The sequence below is a fragment of the Actinomadura sp. 21ATH genome, from assembly GCF_041951345.1.
Taxonomy (GTDB): Bacteria; Actinomycetota; Actinomycetes; order Streptosporangiales; family Streptosporangiaceae; genus Spirillospora.
The window spans coordinates 309,582-326,157 of record NZ_JBGNUR010000006.1 but is presented as its reverse complement, the minus strand read 5'-3'; the positions used below and the strand labels follow the sequence as shown (position 1 = coordinate 326,157).

General features: G+C 73.9%; 17 protein-coding genes. 10 read left to right on the top strand and 7 right to left on the bottom strand.

Annotation, left to right across the window (positions count from 1 at the left end):
* The first annotated feature begins 41 nt into the window (after window positions 1–41).
* The gene (locus ACA361_RS21090) at window positions 42–974 is read left to right on the top strand and encodes a cation diffusion facilitator family transporter (protein WP_375014111.1); all 933 of its coding nucleotides are present in this window, start codon (window positions 42–44) and stop codon (window positions 972–974) included.
* Window positions 975–1,266: 292 nt separating this feature from the next.
* Here ACA361_RS21090 and ACA361_RS21085 read toward each other — a convergent pair whose 3' ends face one another.
* Both ACA361_RS21085 and ACA361_RS21080 read right to left on the bottom strand, forming a co-directional pair.
* A complete protein-coding gene (locus ACA361_RS21085) occupies window positions 1,267–1,395 on the bottom strand; it encodes a hypothetical protein (protein WP_375014109.1) in 129 nt (42 codons plus the stop codon).
* A 264-nt stretch (window positions 1,396–1,659) separates the two neighbouring features.
* Window positions 1,660–2,265, bottom strand: a complete 606-nt coding sequence (locus ACA361_RS21080; protein ID WP_375014107.1) for a hypothetical protein — start codon at window positions 2,263–2,265, stop codon at window positions 1,660–1,662.
* Window positions 2,266–3,243: 978 nt separating this feature from the next.
* Here ACA361_RS21080 and ACA361_RS21075 point away from each other — a divergent pair.
* A complete protein-coding gene (locus ACA361_RS21075) occupies window positions 3,244–4,767 on the top strand; it encodes a hypothetical protein (protein ID WP_375014105.1) in 1,524 nt (507 codons plus the stop codon).
* Here the strand turns inward: ACA361_RS21075 and ACA361_RS21070 are convergent.
* Window positions 4,751–5,125, bottom strand: a complete 375-nt coding sequence (locus ACA361_RS21070) for a phage holin family protein (protein WP_375014104.1) — start codon at window positions 5,123–5,125, stop codon at window positions 4,751–4,753. The two genes, ACA361_RS21075 and ACA361_RS21070, sit on opposite strands and share 17 nt — an antisense overlap.
* A gap of 89 nt (window positions 5,126–5,214) precedes the next feature.
* Complete coding sequence (locus ACA361_RS21065) at window positions 5,215–5,676, bottom strand: hypothetical protein (RefSeq protein WP_375014103.1); 462 nt, start codon at window positions 5,674–5,676, stop codon at window positions 5,215–5,217.
* A 201-nt stretch (window positions 5,677–5,877) separates the two neighbouring features.
* On the opposite strand from ACA361_RS21065, the gene ACA361_RS21060 reads away from it, so the two are divergent.
* The 6 genes from ACA361_RS21060 to ACA361_RS21035 all read left to right on the top strand — a co-directional run bounded on the left by ACA361_RS21060 (window position 5,878) and on the right by ACA361_RS21035 (window position 12,100).
* Window positions 5,878–6,540, top strand: coding sequence for an HAD family hydrolase (locus ACA361_RS21060; RefSeq protein WP_375014102.1), 663 nt, complete (start codon window positions 5,878–5,880; stop codon window positions 6,538–6,540).
* Window positions 6,541–6,605: 65 nt separating this feature from the next.
* Entirely contained in the window at window positions 6,606–8,450 is a 1,845-nt protein-coding gene (gene recQ / locus ACA361_RS21055; protein WP_375014101.1) for a DNA helicase RecQ, read from the top strand.
* A gap of 220 nt (window positions 8,451–8,670) precedes the next feature.
* Window positions 8,671–9,543: an NAD(P)H-binding protein gene (locus ACA361_RS21050; protein WP_375014099.1), complete on the top strand. Its 873-nt coding sequence runs from the start codon at window positions 8,671–8,673 to the stop codon at window positions 9,541–9,543.
* A gap of 69 nt (window positions 9,544–9,612) precedes the next feature.
* Window positions 9,613–10,104 (top strand): hypothetical protein, encoded by a 492-nt coding sequence (locus tag ACA361_RS21045; RefSeq protein WP_375014098.1) that lies wholly within the window; start codon window positions 9,613–9,615, stop codon window positions 10,102–10,104.
* Window positions 10,101–10,781, top strand: coding sequence for a response regulator transcription factor (locus ACA361_RS21040; protein WP_375014096.1), 681 nt, complete (start codon window positions 10,101–10,103; stop codon window positions 10,779–10,781). The genes ACA361_RS21045 and ACA361_RS21040 overlap by 4 nt, the downstream gene beginning before the upstream one ends.
* The gene (locus tag ACA361_RS21035; protein WP_375014094.1) at window positions 10,778–12,100 is read left to right on the top strand and encodes a sensor histidine kinase; all 1,323 of its coding nucleotides are present in this window, start codon (window positions 10,778–10,780) and stop codon (window positions 12,098–12,100) included. Before ACA361_RS21040 ends, ACA361_RS21035 begins: the two co-directional genes overlap by 4 nt.
* 27 nt (window positions 12,101–12,127) lie before the next feature.
* On the opposite strand, the gene ACA361_RS21030 is transcribed toward ACA361_RS21035, so the two are convergent.
* The 3 genes from ACA361_RS21030 to ACA361_RS21020 form a co-directional block, all read right to left on the bottom strand.
* Complete coding sequence (locus ACA361_RS21030) at window positions 12,128–13,264, bottom strand: serine hydrolase domain-containing protein (RefSeq protein ID WP_375014092.1); 1,137 nt, start codon at window positions 13,262–13,264, stop codon at window positions 12,128–12,130.
* 139 nt (window positions 13,265–13,403) lie between these two features.
* Entirely contained in the window at window positions 13,404–13,880 is a 477-nt protein-coding gene (locus tag ACA361_RS21025) for a macro domain-containing protein (RefSeq protein ID WP_375014090.1), read from the bottom strand.
* Between the two features lie 10 nt (window positions 13,881–13,890).
* Window positions 13,891–14,970, bottom strand: a complete 1,080-nt coding sequence (locus ACA361_RS21020) for a PucR family transcriptional regulator (RefSeq protein ID WP_375014089.1) — start codon at window positions 14,968–14,970, stop codon at window positions 13,891–13,893.
* A 171-nt stretch (window positions 14,971–15,141) separates the two neighbouring features.
* Here ACA361_RS21020 and ACA361_RS21015 point away from each other — a divergent pair, with 171 nt between their 5' ends.
* On the top strand, window positions 15,142–15,837 hold the full coding sequence (locus ACA361_RS21015) for an SDR family NAD(P)-dependent oxidoreductase (RefSeq protein ID WP_375014087.1): 696 nt from the start codon (window positions 15,142–15,144) through the stop codon (window positions 15,835–15,837).
* Window positions 15,837–16,565: an SDR family NAD(P)-dependent oxidoreductase gene (locus ACA361_RS21010; protein ID WP_375014085.1), complete on the top strand. Its 729-nt coding sequence runs from the start codon at window positions 15,837–15,839 to the stop codon at window positions 16,563–16,565. Before ACA361_RS21015 ends, ACA361_RS21010 begins: the two co-directional genes overlap by 1 nt.
* The last annotated feature ends 11 nt before the right edge of the window (window positions 16,566–16,576 follow it).

Here is a 16,576-nt window from a genome sequence, read left to right as displayed (position 1 = left end):
CCCGAGATGCTGCAATCCGCGTTCTGGGCCATCGTGGAGGAATGAAGGGACATTCCCACGCGGACACGGCCCTGGAGTCGAGCGCCGAGGGGATCCGCGCCCTGTGGATCTCCTTGGCGCTCCTCGCCGCCACCACCGCCCTCCAGGCCGCCGTCGTCGCGGTGTCGGGCTCCGTCGCCCTGCTCGGCGACACGATCCACAACGCCGCCGACGCCCTCACCGCCGTCCCGCTGGGGATCGCGTTCCTCCTCGGCCGCCGCCCGCCCACCCGCCGCTACACCTACGGCTACGGCCGCGCCGAGGACGTCGCGGGCGTCCTCATCCTCCTCACCATCACGGCCTCCGCCGTCGCCGCCGCGTACACCGCCATCGACCGCCTCGCCCACCCCCGCCCCGTCACCCACCTCACCGCCGTCGCCCTCGCGGCCCTCGTCGGCTTCGCGGGCAACGAACTCGTCGCCCGCTACCGCATCCGCATCGGCCGCCGCATCGGCTCCGCCGCCCTCGTCGCCGACGGCCTGCACGCCCGTACCGACGGCTTCACGTCCCTGGCCGTCCTCCTGGGCGCCGGCGGCGCCGCCCTGGGCCTCCCCTGGGCCGACCCCGTGATCGGCCTGCTCATCACCCTCGCGATCCTCCTCGTCCTCACCCAGGCCGCCCGCCAGGTCTGGCACCGCCTCATGGACGCCGTCGACCCCGCCCTCGTCGACAAGGCCGAACAGGCCCTCCGCGCCACCCCCGGCGTCCTCGGCGTCGGCTCCGTCCACCTCCGCTGGGTCGGCCACCGCCTCCGCGCCGAATGCGACGTCCAGATCGACCCGGACCACACCCTCGTCCAGGCCCACCGCATCACCCTGGAAGCCGAACACGGCCTCCTCCACGCCCTCCCCCGCCTGACCGCCGCCCTCGTCCACGCCGACCCGCATCCCCGCGACGGCATCGATCACCATGCGCCCCTGGCCGGCCATCGTTGATCGGAAACCTGTGAGACGTTAGTCCTGGGCGGAAGGGGAGAGAATCAGGCCCCGAACCTAGGAACGGGATGACGGCGTGAAGCACTCAGAAGACAGGCCGGCCAACGACCTCCCCAACGAGCCCCCCACGCCGGAACGCACCGTCCCGTTCTCCACCCCCGACGACCGGCCGGCGCCGGCAGCCCCGGACGCCGAGACCGCTCCACCGGCCGAAACAGACGCGACCCAGGCCCTTCCCGTGTACGAGGACGAGCAGGAAGCCCCCGCACCGGCGGAAGCCGGCTCGCCACGTTCAGAGGACGAACGTACGGAACTCGGGCCGCAGGGAACCGCACCGCTGGAGCCGGAGGCAGTCCAGGCCGCCCTGGAACGGCAGGACACGGGCGACGCCCCGGAAGTGCAGGGCACGGACGACCTCCACGAAGAGGACGCCGGCGCCGCTCAGGAGGAGTCGGGCGCGAGTGCCACCACACCGCTCGACCCGGCATTGGCACAAGCCGCCGCGGCCACCGACGGGCTCGACGTAGGGGAGCAGGGCGCAAGCGACGTCCTGGACGAGGACGCGTGGGGCACCGGCGCTCCTCCAGAGGAGACGGCGGCGGGCGTCACCACGCCACTCGACCCCGAAATGGCACAAGCCGCAGCACACGACGCCGCCGGCGGGCTAGACGTGGGAGAGCGGTACTCAGCGGACGAGCCGGTAACGCAGTCGGCTGCCACGCATGGGGAGCAAGAGGAGCAGGGCACGGGCGCCGCCCCGGAAGCGACGACGGGAGCAGGTGCCACCACGCCGCTCGACCCGGCATTGGCACAAGCCGCCGCGGCCACCGACGGGCTCGACGTAGGTGATCAGGACCCGGCGGACGAACCGGGTGGACTGGCTGCCGCGCATGTGGGGCAGGAGCGGCTGGGAGACGCTGATCCGGCGCTGGTCGAGGACGAGGTGGGCGCGGAGATCGGGTCGTGGGGCGAAGCGGCTGAGGCCACTGCGCCGCTGGACCCGGAGGTGGCTCGTACAGCCGCCGGACTGCGGCGGCCTGCGGGCGAGGAGCTCGTCGCGGGGGAGCCGCGGGCGCGCTTGGCGCTGGAGCCGCTCATCGAGATCTACGAGCGGCTTGAACGCGAACTCCGGGAACACGGATCCGACGCCATCGGGTGGCGGGGGCACCTGGCCGCGTTGCGGGCTCTGCAGGCGAACCTTCCAGAAGAGCTGGAACGGTTCGTTGAGGAGCCCGTCGTAAGGGAGGACGTCGGCGAGGTCGTACGGGAGGCCCTCGCAGGCGGCGAGCAAGTGCTCGTGCTGGTGCCTGAACAGGCACGAGCGGACGAGGTCCTCCAGGATGTCGGGAACGAGGTGTTCGCCCTACTGGTCGAGGGAACCGAGCACCAGACCCCGCCGGTCGCACAAGGCCCTCAGCCCACCCCGCCAGCCGTACCGGACGCGCAGCAAGCCCCCCAGACCTCATCAAACCCCCGACAGACGCCCTCCACCGCGCCTCAAACGCCGTACGGCAGCCCTGAGACGCGGCAGACGCCGTCGACTGGGCCGGACGCGCAGCAGGCGGCTGAGGCGTCGTCGGGCGTCCGGCCAACGCCGCCGGCCGCGCCAGACACGTCGCCAGGCGCGCCGCACGTCGTGCCAGAGGCGCCGCAAACGCCACCCGCCGTGCCGGGCGCACAGCAAGCGCCGTACGCCGGACCAGAGACACAGCAGACGCCTCCGGCTGCGCCGGGTGTCCAGCCCGCACCGCCAGCCGCGCCGGATGCGCAGCAAGCGCCTGAGGCTTCGTCGAACGTTCAGCAGACGCCTCCGGCCACGCGAGAGACATCAGGCGCGCCGCGCGCTCCGTACTCCGAGCCGGGGGCGCCGCAGAACCCGCCCGTCGCGCCAGGGGCAGAGCAAGCGCCGTACGCCGGGCCGGAGGCGCAGCAGGCGCCACCCGCTGCGCCGGGCGTGGCGCAGGGGGCGGCGGACGTTGGGCGAGGAGAGGGTGGGGCTAGCAGGACCGTGGAGTTCAGGCCGCTGACCTCTGCGGACGTGACGCGGGCCGAGCAGTTGCCGGTGGCGCCCGCCGAGGAGACGGGTGGGCAGGAGTCCTCACCGGAGGCGGAGGCTGCGTCTTCGGATGAGGAGGTGCCTGCGCCGGAGGTGGCGGGTGCGTCCGCGGCCGTGGTGAGCGGTGGGGATGCTCCTGAGGCACGGATGCGGGGTGTCGTCGTTCGGCCTGTGGGGGAGGCTTGGCGGCAGGCTTGGGCGACCGAGGCGCGGATGTTGCAGCGCGGGCTGATGTGGCTGGAGCAGTGGCCGCGGGATCTGGCGGCGCTGGAGGCGCTGGAGCAGGGACGGCAGCGGCGGCGGGACGAGCTGGACGCCGAGCTGGCGGGGCTGGAACGGCGGGCCGAGGAGTTGAAGGGGGCCGTGGGGGCCGCCGAGCAGGCGGGGGTGCGGGCCACCGAGGAGGCGGACCGGCTCCAGGCCGTCCAGGAGGAGATCGCCGCGGAGCTGGCGGGGCCGCGGGCGGAGGCGCAGCGGCTGCAGGCGCTCGCGGATCAGGCGGGCGAGGAGGCGGACCGGCTGACGGGGGTCGCGGAGGCGACGCGGGCGCGGTGCGCGGCGCTGGACCAGCGGGATCAGCAGGCGCGGGCCGAGCTGCGGTCGGCGCAGCAGGCCGAGGCGGCGCTGACGAGCGATCTCGCGCAGGCGCGGGAGAACCTGCCGCGGGCGGCCGAGGAGGCGGACCGGCTGGTGGCCGAGTCGGCGGCGGCGGACGCGGAGGGGCACACCCGGTACTACCGGCTGGCGGCGGCGGAGTCGGCGCTGGCGGCGCGGCGCCGCAAGATGAGCCTGGGGCAGCGGCTGCACGTGGCCGCGCCGCCGCCGGAGATCAAGGATCTGCGGGCCGAGGTGAAGGCGCTGACGCGGCAGGCGGACGAGGCCGCCGCGCAGGCGGCGCAGGCGAAGGAGGCGGCGGACCGGGCGCACGGGTACCGGACGCAGCTGGAGGCGTTCATCAACGAGGGCGGGGCGCGGCTGAACGCGGCGCAGGAGGCGCAGCGGCAGCTGGGGGCGGAGCTGGCGCGGCTGGCGTCCGAGCGGCAGGCGGCGGCGGCCGACTACCAGGAGAAGGCGGGGCACGCGGCGGGGGCCGTGGAGCGGGCCAGGCAGGCGAGCGCGGTGGCGCTGGAGGCGCAGCGGGTCGCGCAGGAGATCGAGGGCCGGCTGGTGGCGGCGCGGCACGCGTACGAGGGTGCCCGGGCCGCCCATGAACGGGCCCGCGCGGAGGCCGAGGCCGCCAAGGCGGGTGCCGCGGAGGCGGAGGCGCTGCTGGTGCGGCGGCGCGCGGAGGCGGAGCAGGAGATCACGGCGCGGTCGGCCGAGTACGAGGCGGCGACGGAGGCGGAGGCCCGGTCGCGGGAGAACGTGCAGGAGATCTGCGGTGCGGAGCCGATCGACCGGGCGCTGCTGGCCACCCATCAGGAACGGGCGATGCGCCGGATCGAGCGGCTGTCGGGCTACCTGGAGCGGGACGACGCCGACGACGAGGCCCGCGAGGTGATGCTGCGCACGGCCGAGCTGGTCTGCGGTACGGCGGCGGCGGTCGGGGCGGCGCCCGCGGCGGAGTTCGACGTGCTCGTGGTGGCGGGGACGGTGAACGTGGGTGATTTCCTGGTCGGCGCGGTCCGGGCCCGGCGGTGGGTGGTGGCCGGGCCCGTGGACGAGCGCCCGCCCGCGTACGAGGAGTACGCGGGCGCGGGGCCGTTGCTGGAGCCGCTGGTCAGTCGCCGTCCTTGACGAGGAGGTCGAGGAGCCAGCCGACGACGCCGACGATGATGGCGCCGAAGAACGCGGGCCAGAAGCCGTCGACGTGGAACGGCAGGCCGAGTTCGTCGGCGAACCAGCCGGTCAGCAGGAGCAGCAGCGCGTTCACGACCAGGCCGATGAGGCCGAGGGTGAGGATGTAGAACGCGCAGCCGAGGGTCTTGACGATGGGCTTGATGATCGCGTTGACGATGCCGAAGATGACCGCGACGCCGACCAGGGTGAGGGCCCGGCGGCCGGCCGTGTCGCCCTCGACGTCCACCCCGCTGATGAGCAGGGTGGCCACCCAGAGCGCGACCGCGGTGATGGCTACCTTGAGAAGAATCCGCACACCTTGATCCTGCGCCGCCGGGGCCGGTTCATTCATCAGTCCACGTGGGGATCTCGGCCGGCCCCGGCCTCATCTTCGGGTACGAGCGGTCAGTCCTTGCGGTCGAAGAAGTCGGAGCGGGCGGCGGCGCCGGCGAGCGGGGTGTCGCCGTTGCGGGGGCCGCGCTGCCGGGGGACGGACGGGCGCGCGGGGGCGGCGGGCGCGGCGGGGGCGCCGGGCTTGCCGCCGGTGCCGCGGACGCGGGCGAGTTCGCGCTGCAGCTGCCGCTTCTCCATTTCCAGCGTGGTCAGCGACTCTTCGTGCTCCTCGCGCAGGTAGCGCAGGTCGCGGCGGGTGCGCATGAGGCGGCCGAAGCCGAGGAAGGCCATCGTCATCCCGGCCATGAAGACGACGGCGACCAGGGCGCCGCACATGAAGATCTGCCACTGGTTGCTCACGCCGGGCACGGTCTCGCCGAATACGGTGAGGGTGGCCGCGCCGTCGTTGGACAGGATGATCCCGGTGGCGGCGGTGACGGCCGCCGCGGCCAGGAGCAGTCCGAGGAACACCATGGGTCGTTCTCCTCTCCAGTCACTCTCCGGAGGCGGAAGCGAGGTGTCCCCACCATGCCAGACCCGAACGTGATTCGCGTTATTTGCGGCATTTATCCAGCTCAGCCCCCTGTTCACTCGCCGCGATCATGACGATTCCGGCCGTACCCGAGGGGTAGTGGAATCCTTGCCGGACATGCGGAAACGACCCCGGGAGCGCCCATGAACGTGCAGGCCGTGGTGTTCGATCTGGACGGCGTGCTGATCGACTCCGAACCGGTCTGGGAGGAGGTCCGCCGCCGGTACGTCGCCGACCACGGCGGCCGCTGGCTGCCCGACACGCAGCGGCGGCTGATGGGCATGAGCACCGAGGAGTGGGCGACGTACCTCGCCACCGACCTCGTCGACGGCCCCGCGCCCGAGGAGGTCGCGTTCGAGGTGATCGACCGCATGCGCCGCCGGTACGCGGAGAGCGTGCCCACCCTCCCGGGAGCCGTCGCCGCTGTACGGCGGATCGCCGACCGCTACCCGCTCGGCCTGAACAGCTCGTCCCCCCGCGCGCTGATCGACCTCGTCCTCGGCGAGCTGGGGGTGGCCGCGCTGTTCCGCGCCACCGTCTCGACCGAGGAGGTCGACCAGGGAAAGCCCGCGCCCGACGGCTACCTGATGGTGGCCGCCCAACTGGAGACGCCGCCGGCGGCCTGCGTCGCCGTCGAGGACTCCTCCAACGGCCTCCGCTCCGCGCATGCCGCCGGGATGCGGGTGATCGCCGTGCCGCGCCCCAGGTACCCGCCGGAGCCCGACGCGCTCGCCCTCGCCTCGCACACGGCGGACGACCTGGACGCCCTCACCCCCGACCTGATCGCCGGGACGGCGGCGCCCTGAAGGCCGGTTATCCACAGGATGCCGGAAGCCCTCCGGGCACGAATCGGAGTCCATAAGATGAATCGGTGACCGCACCGGAGATCGACACCGAGTCAGGGACGAGCGAGGCGCAGCGGACGCTGCGGCGGGTGTTCGGGTACGACACGTTCCGGGACGGCCAGCAGGAGATCATCGAGCATGTGGTCGAGGGCGGCGACGCCCTGGTGCTGATGCCGACCGGCGGCGGCAAGTCGCTGTGCTACCAGATCCCGGCGCTGGTCCGGAAGGGCACCGGCGTCGTGATCTCGCCGCTGATCGCGCTGATGCAGGACCAGGTGGACGCGCTGCGGGCGCTGGGCGTCCAGGCCGGGTTCCTCAACTCGACGCAGGATCTCGACGAGCGCAAGGTGGTAGAGGCGCAGTTCCTGGCGGGCGAGCTCGACCTGCTCTACCTGGCGCCCGAGCGGCTGAAGGTGGCGGCGACCGTGCAGCTGCTCGACCGCGGCACCGTCTCGCTGTTCGCGATCGACGAGGCGCACTGCGTGGCCCAGTGGGGGCACGACTTCCGGCCCGACTACCTCGCCCTGTCCGGGCTGCACGAGCGCTGGCCGGACGTGCCGCGCATCGCGCTGACCGCGACCGCGACCCCCGCGACCCGGGCGGAGATCGCCGCCCGGCTCGATCTGGAGCAGGCCCGCCACTTCGTGGCCAGCTTCGACCGGCCCAACATCCAGTACCGGATCGAGCCCAAGTCCGACGCCAAGCGCCAGCTGCTGAAGCTGCTCCAGACCGAGCACGCGGGCGACGCCGGCATCGTCTACTGCCTGTCGCGCAACTCGGTCGAGAAGACCGCCGAGTGGCTCACCGCCAACGGCGTCGACGCGCTCCCGTACCACGCGGGCCTCGACTCCTCCGTCCGCGCCGCCAACCAGTCCCGCTTCCTGCGCGAGGACGGCCTGGTCATGGTCGCGACGATCGCGTTCGGGATGGGCATCGACAAGCCCGACGTGCGGTTCGTCGCCCATCTCGACCTGCCGAAGTCCGTGGAGGGCTACTACCAGGAGACGGGCCGCGCGGGACGCGACGGGCTGCCGTCCACGGCGTGGCTGGCGTACGGCCTCCAGGACGTCGTCAACCTCCGCAAGATGATCGAGTCGTCCGAGGGCGACCTGGCGCACCGCCGCCGCCTGGGCCTGCACCTGGACGCGATGCTGGCGCTCTGCGAGACCGTCGACTGCCGCCGGGTCCGCCTGCTCGACTACTTCGGCCAGCCCGCGATGCCCTGCGGCAACTGCGACACGTGCCTGTCGCCGCCCGAGTCCTGGGACGGCACGGTCGCCGCGCAGAAGGTGCTGTCCACGGTCGTGCGGCTCGACCGCGAGCGGCGGCAGAAGTTCGGCGCGGGCCACATCGTCGACATCCTGCTCGGCAGGAAGAACGCCAAGGTCATCCAGTTCGACCACGACGCCCTCAGCGTCTTCGGCATCGGCGACGACCTGCGCGAGGCCGAATGGCGCGGCGTCGTCCGGCAGCTGCTCGCGCAGGGCCTCATGGCCGTCGAGAGCAACTACGGCGCCCTCGTCCTGACCGACACGAGCGCCGAGGTCCTCCGCGGCCGGCGCAAGGTCATGATGCGCCGCGAGCCGGAGCGCGCCACCGCCAAGGCCGCCAGGACGGCCAAGGAGAAGAAGGCACCGGTCGACCTCCCCGCCGAGGCCCAGCCGGTCTTCGAGCGGCTGCGCTCGTGGCGCGCGGCGACCGCCAAGGAGCAGGGCGTCCCCGCCTACGTCATCTTCCACGACGCGACACTCCGCGAGATCGCCACCGCGATGCCCGCCTCCCTGCACGAGCTGGGCAAGGTGAGCGGAGTGGGCGAGAACAAGCTGGCGAAATACGGCGACCAGGTCCTGGAGACCCTGGCCGCCGAGTAGCCCCGGCACCCCCGCACGCGACTTTTTCCGGATTTCCTGGAAGGCCAGGTCAGGCGGGGGACCGCCAGTCCGGCTTTACCGTTGTCAGCGCAGGTCAGAGCGTTATGTGAATGCCGTGTTCGCGTTTGCCTCCGCCTTTCCGGCGTGCGCAGGATGGGGCATCCCGAAGAACGCCCCGGCCCGGGGCTTCTTCGCCATGCCCGGACGAAGGGGGAACGCGATGACGATCCTGGTGACCGGCGCGACCGGCGGCGTCGGCCGGCTCGTGGTCGAAGGGCTCGTACGGAAGGAGGGGCGGGAGCGGGTACGGGCGCTGACCCGTACCCCGGCCAGGGCGTCCTTCCCCGCCGGCGTCGAGGTGGCCGGCGGGGACCTCACCGAGCCGGAGAGCCTGGTGGACGCCCTGCGCGGGGTCGAGCGCCTCTACCTGTTCCCGGTCGCGGCGACCGCGCGGCGGGTCGTCGAGCTGGCCGTGGACGCGGGGGTGAAGCGCATCGTCGTGCTGTCGTCCGGGGCCGTGACCGGGGGCCTGGACACCGACCATCACCTGCCGGTCGAGCGGGCCGTGGAGGCGTCGGGCCTGGAGTGGACCCATGTACGGCCCGGGGAGTTCATGCTGAACAAGCTGTGGCTGTGGGGGCCGTCGATCCGCGCCGAACGGGTCGTGCGGGATCCGCACCCCGACATGGCGTGGCTCCCGGTCCACGAGCGGGACATCGCGGACGTCGCCGTGGCCGCCCTGCTCGGCGACGGGCACGCGGGCGCCGCGTACGACCTCAACGGCCCGGAGCCGATCTCCCTCCGCGACCAGGCCGCGGCCATCGGGGACGCGCTCGGCGAGGAGATCCGGTTCGAGCGGGTCACTCCGCGGGAGGCCCGCGAGATCTACCTCGCGCAGGGCGGCTTCGCGGCCGAGAACGCCGACTTCCTGCTGGGCTTCGAGGACTACTCGGGCGGCGCGGCGGATCCGGATGCCGTGGAGGAGTTCGATCTGTCCGCGTACGGGCCGTTCCCGACGGCCGAGGCGGTCACCGGGCGGCCGGCCCGCACGTTCGCGGAATGGGCGCGCGACCACGCGGCCGACTTCCGCTAGACGGATTCCCAGCGTTATCCCAGGCTTCTCACTGGCCTGATGCCAGGCGAGTCCGATTAGCTGTGGCGCATGGACGTGAACAGGAAGACGGTGGCGGCCGGGATCGGCGGGGCCGCGGTGCTGGGCCTCGGCCTCTACATCGCCGTTCCGGCCGCCTCCGCCGACCCCTCGCCCGCGCCGGGCAAGACCGCCACCGCGCACCCGAAGGACCCCCGCAAGGGGCAGCACGAGAACCCGCACAGGGGCGCGCGCAAGGGCCACCCCCACCGCTGGGGCGGGCAGGGCGTGCACGGTGAGGCGACCGTGAAGCGCGAGGACGGCTTCCACGTGCGGACCTGGCAGCGCGGCGAGGTCACCGGCCGGTCCGGCGCCGCCGTGACGGTGCGCAGCGCCGACGGGACGTCGTGGACGTGGACGACCGACGACAAGACCCGCGTGCGCAAGGACCGCGCGAAGTCCTCCGTGGGCGCCCTGGCGAACGGCGACCGCGTCATCGTGGTCGGGGAGCGCTCGGGATCGGCCCGCACCGCCAAGATGATCAGGGTGCCGGAACGCGGGTGAGCGCGAACCCGCTGGTCCTGATCGTCGAGGACGAGGCCAACATCCGCGACCTGGTCCGGACGGCCCTGCGCTTCCACGGCTTCGAGACCAGCGCGGCGCGGACCGGCGCCGAGGCGCTGCGCAAGGCCCGCGACCGGCGGCCGGACCTCATCCTGCTGGACGTCATGCTGCCCGACGTCGACGGGTTCGAGGTCTGCCGCCGCCTGCGCTCGGGCGGCGACCAGGTGCCGGTCATCTACCTGACCGCCCGCGACACGCCGTCCGACACCGTCATCGGGCTCACGCTCGGCGGCGACGACTACGTCACCAAGCCGTTCTCGATCGACGCGCTGGTGGCCCGCGTCCGCGCCGTACTGCGCCGCGCGGCCCCCAAGGAGCAGGACCCGCTGCTCCGCGTCGCCGACCTGGAGCTGGACGAGGCCCGCTGGACGGTACGGCGGGCCGGCACCGACATCGACCTGTCGCCGACCGAGTTCCGGCTGCTGGCGTTCCTGATGCGCAACGCCGGCCGGGTCCTCACCCGCGCCCAGCTGCTGGAGAACGTCTGGGGCTGGGAGCACCACGGGAACGCGCAGGTCCTGGAGACCTACGTCAGCTACCTGCGCCGCAAGCTCGACCCGCTCGGCCCGCCGCTGATCCACACCAAGCGCGGCGTCGGGTACTACCTGCGCGAATGACGCTCAACACCCGGTTGCTGGCCGGCCTCGTCACGGTCACCCTGACCGGACTGCTGATCATGGGCGTGGTCAGCGCGACCGTGCTGCACGGCCATCTGATGCACCGGGTGGACGAGCAGCTGCTCGCCACCCACGACCGCACGGTCGCGCGGCTCGTCCGGCCGGGCCAGGGCGCGGCGCCCGCGGAGTTCGTCGTCCTCCGCGTCGGCCCGTCCGGCGAGGTGCGGGTGCTGAGCGAGTACGGTCCCGATCCGTCCCGCGCGATCAGCGAGATCCGGCGGCGTCCCGCCGTCCGCACCGGGGAGCCGTTCACGCTCGGCGACATGCGCGCGGTGGCCCGCCCCGCCCGCGCGGGCGGCGGGACGCTCGTCGTCGCCACGCCGCTGACGGGGATCCGCTCGGCCGTCCGCAACCTCGTCCTGACCGAGATCGCCACGGCCGCGGCGCTGCTCGCCGCGCTGCTCCTCATCGGCCGCCGGCTGATCACCCGCGGCCTGCTCCCCCTCGGCCAGATGGCGCGGACCGCGCAGGCGATCGCGTCCGGCGGCGACCTGCGCGCCCGGATGCCCGGCCCGGGCCCGCGGTCCGAGACGTCCCGGCTGGCCGCCGCGATCAACGTGATGCTCGACCGGATCGAGCAGGCGTTCCACGCGCGGGGCCGGTCCGAGGCCCGCGTCCGCGAGTTCGCCGCGGACGCCTCGCACGAGCTGCGCACTCCCCTCACCACCATCCAGGGCTACGCCGAGCTGTACCGGCACGGCGCCCTGGGCCCGGACGAGCTGCCCGAGGCGATGCGCCGCATCGAGGACGAGGCCGGGCGGATGAGCCGCCTGGTCGGCGACCTCCTCGAACTCGCCCGCCTGGACCGCGGGGCGTCCCTGAAGCCGGCGACCGCCGACCTGGCCGCCCTCGCCCGCGACGCCGTCAACGACGCCCGCGCCGCGGCCCCGGACCGCGCGTTCGCCGTCGACGCCCCCGGCACCCTTGAGGCGGCCGTCGACGAGGCCCGGATCAGGCAGGTCCTCGCCAACCTGCTGGCCAACGTCCGCGCGCACACCCCGGGCGGCGCCACCGTGCGCCTGTCGCGCCCGCCCGCCGCACCCGGCTCGATCGTCATCGAGGTCGTCGACGAGGGCCCGGGCATGTCCCCCGGCGACGCCGCCCGCGCGTTCGAGCGCTTCCACCGTTCCGGCGAGGGCACCGGCACCGGCCTGGGCCTCCCGATCGTCGCCGCCATCGCCGCCGCCCACGGAGGCCGCGCCGATCTGCTCTCCACCCCGGAGAAGGGCACGACCGTGCGCGTCACGCTCCCGGCGTGAGGTCCGGGACGAGCCGGCGGAGGTCGTTCAGCCGCAGAGGGCGGCGTCGATCGCCTGGTTCAGGTGGGCCCGGAAGCGCGGGTCCGCCTCCAGCTCGGCGCTGTTGTCGTTGTACGTGATCACGGCCTGGCGCCTGCCGTCGGCGCTGGTGTACGCCCAGGTGCGGTAGCCGGGGAAGCCGCCGTCGTGGCCCCAGGCGGCCCCGCAGGAGAACCGGCGCCGCGCGATGCCGAGGCCGTAGTCCTCCTCGATCCACTCGTCCACGACGGGACGCGTGGTGGTCAGCTCGCGCTGGAGGCGCGGCGGGAGGAGCCGGCCGGTGACCAGGGCGCGCTGGAAGCGGGCGACGTCGCCGACCGTGGAGACGATGCCGCCGGACGCCCAGGCGCTGGACGGGCTGACCTCGGTGCTGACGTCCCCGTACGTCCCCCAGTAGCCGTGGACGTACGGGCCGGGGAAGGTCCGTTCGGCGACCGGCAGGGAGGTGTGGCGCAGGTCCAGCGGGCGAAGGATCCGGCGCTGGAGCTCGGTGCCGAGGGAGCGGCGCGCCACCTTCTCGACGACCATCCCGGCGAGGATGTAGTTGGTGTTGGAGTAGTTCCAGGACGTGCCGGGCGCGTACCGCGGCGCCTTCTCCTGCGCGATGTCGACCAGCTCGCGGGGCTTCCAGGTGCGGCGGGGGTCGGTCTGGACGCGCGGGTCGGCCGTGTAGTCGTTCAGGCCGCTGGTCTGCGCGAGCAGCTGCCGGATGGTGATCTTCGCGCCGTCGTTGCCGTTGGCGCGGACGACGCCGGGCAGCCACCGGTGGACGGTGTCGTCCAGGGAGAGGCGGCGTTCGGCGGCGAGCCGGAGCACGACGGTGGCGGTGAACGTCTTGGTCACGCTGGCCACCCGCACCTGGAGGCGGGGGTCCATCGCCTGCCCGGTGGCCTTGTCGGCGACGCCCGCGGTGGCGTGCGCGACCCTGCCGTTCCGGCGGGACAGGGCGATCACGCCGGGCTGCCCGTCGGCGACGAGCCGGTCCACCGCCGCCTGGAGGTCCGCGGAGGGCTTCGGGCGGGCCGGCGCGGCGGTCGCGGTGGCCGGGGCGAGGGTGGCGGCGAGCGCGCCGCCCGCGATGGCCGCGATGACCGCCCGGCGGGCCGGGAAGGGTGCGTTCGGCAAGGGGTTCTCCTCTGGTGCGTGCTCCGACGTGATCAACCGTGATCAACCGTGATCAACCGTGATCAACACTGCCGGTGCGCGGCGCGGGGGAACATGGCCCTGGACACCCGGGCGGGGTGTACCTGGGTACACCCGCCGATCAGCCGGCGTCGTACACGGTCACGTCCACGCCCCGGGCGGTCAGGCGGCCGTCGATGAGCGGCTCGACCCTGGACCACCTGCCGCCGGCCAGGCCGCAGCCGATGCGGGGCATGTGGACGGAGGCGCCCAGGTCCAGGGCGCGGGCGGCCAGGGCGCCGAGGCAGGTGTCGAGGGCCTCGTACCGGATGGGCGGGCCGTTCTTGCGGCTGGGCTTCACGCCGCGCTGGGCGACCATGTTCGCGACCCAGATGTACGGCTCGACCTGGACGAACTGGACGGCGCCCAGCCCGAAGTCGTTAGCGGCGCGGTCGCGGTGCCAGGCGCGGTAGGCGGCCTCCGGGGCGGGCCAGCGCCGGGAGACGGCCAGGACGAAGCCCTTGCCCCAGCCGCCCAGGTCGTTGCAGACGTGGGCGATCACCTTCACGCCCTTGGCCTGGGGCGAGGTCGCGTCCCCCTTGAGGTATCTGATCGCCATACAGGCGAACTTAACGGTCACCTCGGACGGCCCACATCGCGATGGCCAGCGCCACCCGGTCCCCGAAGTCCAGCGGGTCCCGGCCGGTCAGCGTCTTGATCCTGGACAGGCGGTGCCGCAGCGTGTTGGGGTGCAGGTGGAGCTCGCGCGCGGCGGAGCCGGCGGCGCCGTCCGTACGCAGGAAAGCGCGCAGGGTCTCGGCCAGCTCGGTGCCGTGGACGGCGTCGTGGTCGGTGAGGGGGCGGGCGATCTGGTCCGCGAACGGGGCGATCTGGTGGCGTTCGAGGCGGCTCAGGAGACCCTCGAACGTGGCGAGGTCGGCGGCGCGCACGATCGTGCCGCCGCGCCCGGCCGTCTCCAGCGCGGAGATGGCCTCCGCCAGCGCCTGCGGGATCTGCTCCAGGGGACCGGGCGTCGCGATCCCTCCTACGCCGCCCCAGGAGCGGGCGAGTTCGGTGGCGTGCTCTTCGCTGCCCACCACCAGCAGCGCGATGTTGCCGTCCACGCCGAGGACGGCCCCGCGGGACGTGTCGAGGCGTTCCGGCAGGTCGGTCGACGGCACGGCCAGGACGGCGAGGGACTCGTCGGACAGGCCCGCCTCGTCCAGCCTGCTGCGGAGCGCCTCCGGGGACGCGAGGCCGTTCGCGACCAGCTGGAAGAGGCGGCCGGTCTCCTCGCGCCCGTGCCGTTCGGTCCGCGAGGTCGCCATCTGCTCGGCGAACCACTCGGTGAAGCTCAGGAACGGCACCTCCGGCGGCACCTCCAGGAGCGGCAGGCCGAGTTCCTCGCAGACGGCGCGGAGGGGCTGCGGGGATTCGGGGAGGACGTCGCCGATGCCGTACCCGATCGCGCTGCCGCGGCTGGCGTGCACGGAACGGGCGAACTCGGCGCAGCGCTCGGCGTCGCCGAGGGCGGCGCCGACGGTCAGGACGACCTCGTTCCCGCGCAGGTACGGGCCGGGGTCGAGCAGCTCGGTGGAGTGCGCCCAGCGGACCGGGCGGTCGAGTCCGGCGGCGCCGGCGACGAGGCGCAGCTGGAACCGGGGCACCTCCAGGAGCCGCCCCACCGTCAGCCGCAGATCGTCGTCCACGCCTCCAGCCTCTCACCGCGGATGGGGCGTATGACCGTTCCGTGAACAGGTGTTGGCCAACTCGGCGACATGGCGGCGGCCGGGTGGTGCGGTTGGCCAAGGTTCGCACAAACCCTTGCCGCACGGCCGCTCGGCGGGTTTGCCTGGGCTTCTGGCGATCAGGGAGACCCTATGACCGATCGGATCGTCTTGGTGACCGGGGCGGCGAGCGGGATCGGCGCGGCGGTGGTGGCCGAGCTGGGACGGCGCGGCTGGCGGACGGCCGGGCTCGATCTGCGGCCCGCCCCGGCCGCCGACCACGGCATCGGCGTGGACGTCTCCGAGCCGGCGCAGGTCCGCGCGGCGGTGCGCCGCATCGAGCGGGAGCTGGGGCCGGTGGAGGCCGCGGTGTGCGCGGCCGGGCACTACGCGATCACGCCGCTGGCCGACATCGCCTGGCCGGAGTGGCGGCGCATGCTGCGCGTCCATCTCGGCGGCCTCCTGAACGTGTGCCGCGCCTTGGCCCCCGCGATGGCGGACCGCGGCTCCGGCGCGATCGTCGGGGTCACCTCCGAGCTGGCGATCGGCGGCGGCGACGGGGAGGCGCACTACGCGGCGGCCAAGGGCGCGGTCATCGGGCTGATCCGGTCGCTGGCGGCGGAGCTGGCGCCCGCGGGCGTCCGGGTGAACGGGGTGGCGCCCGGGCCGACCGACACGCCGCTGCTGCCGCCGGACTCTCCCTGGCGGCGGCTCGCGTACCTCCAGGGGCTCCCCGCGGCGCGGCTCAGCGCGCCGGAGGAGATCGCGCTCGCGGCGGCGTACCTGGTCGAGGAGGGCACGTTCTGCGTGGGAGAGATCATCTCGCCGAACGCCGGGGCGGTGATCTGATGGCGGTCGCGCTGGTGACCGGCGCCGCGGGCGGCCTCGGCCGGGCGGTCGCGCGGCGGCTGGCGGCCGACGGGTTCCGGGTCGCGGCCACCGACCTCCCGGGGACGGCGCCGCCGGGGGAGATCGTCGTGCCCGCCGACATCGCCGACCCCGAGCAGGTCGAACGGCTCGTCACCGAGGTCGAGGAGCGCGCGGGGGAGCCGGTCGGGGTCCTCGTCGCGAACGCCGCGTACATGACGATGGCGCCGCTCGCCGAGCACGACCTGGACGACTGGTGGCGGATCGTGGACACCGGCCTGGGCGGCGCGTTCGCGTGCGCGCAGGCCGTGCTGCCCGGGATGTCGGAGCGCGGCGGCGGCCGGATGGTCATGGTCGCCTCCGAGTGGGGCGTCACCGGCTGGCCGAACGCGTCCGCGTACGCCGCCGCGAAGGCCGGGATGATCGCGCTCACCAAGTCGCTGGGACGGGAGCTGGCCCCGTTCGGCATCGCGGTGAACGCGATCGCGCCGAGCGTGATCGACACGCCGCAGCTGGAGGTCGACGCCCGCGACGCCGGAGTGCCCGTGGAGGAGATCCGCGAACGGTACGCGGCGCGCGTCCCCCTCGGCCGCATCGCCTCCCCCGACGAGATCGCGGCGGCGGTCGCGTTCCTGTGCGACGAGCGCCTGCCGACGCTGGTGGGGCAGATCCTGCACGTCAACGGCGGTACGACCCGTACCCGCATATAGCCCGCGCCCAG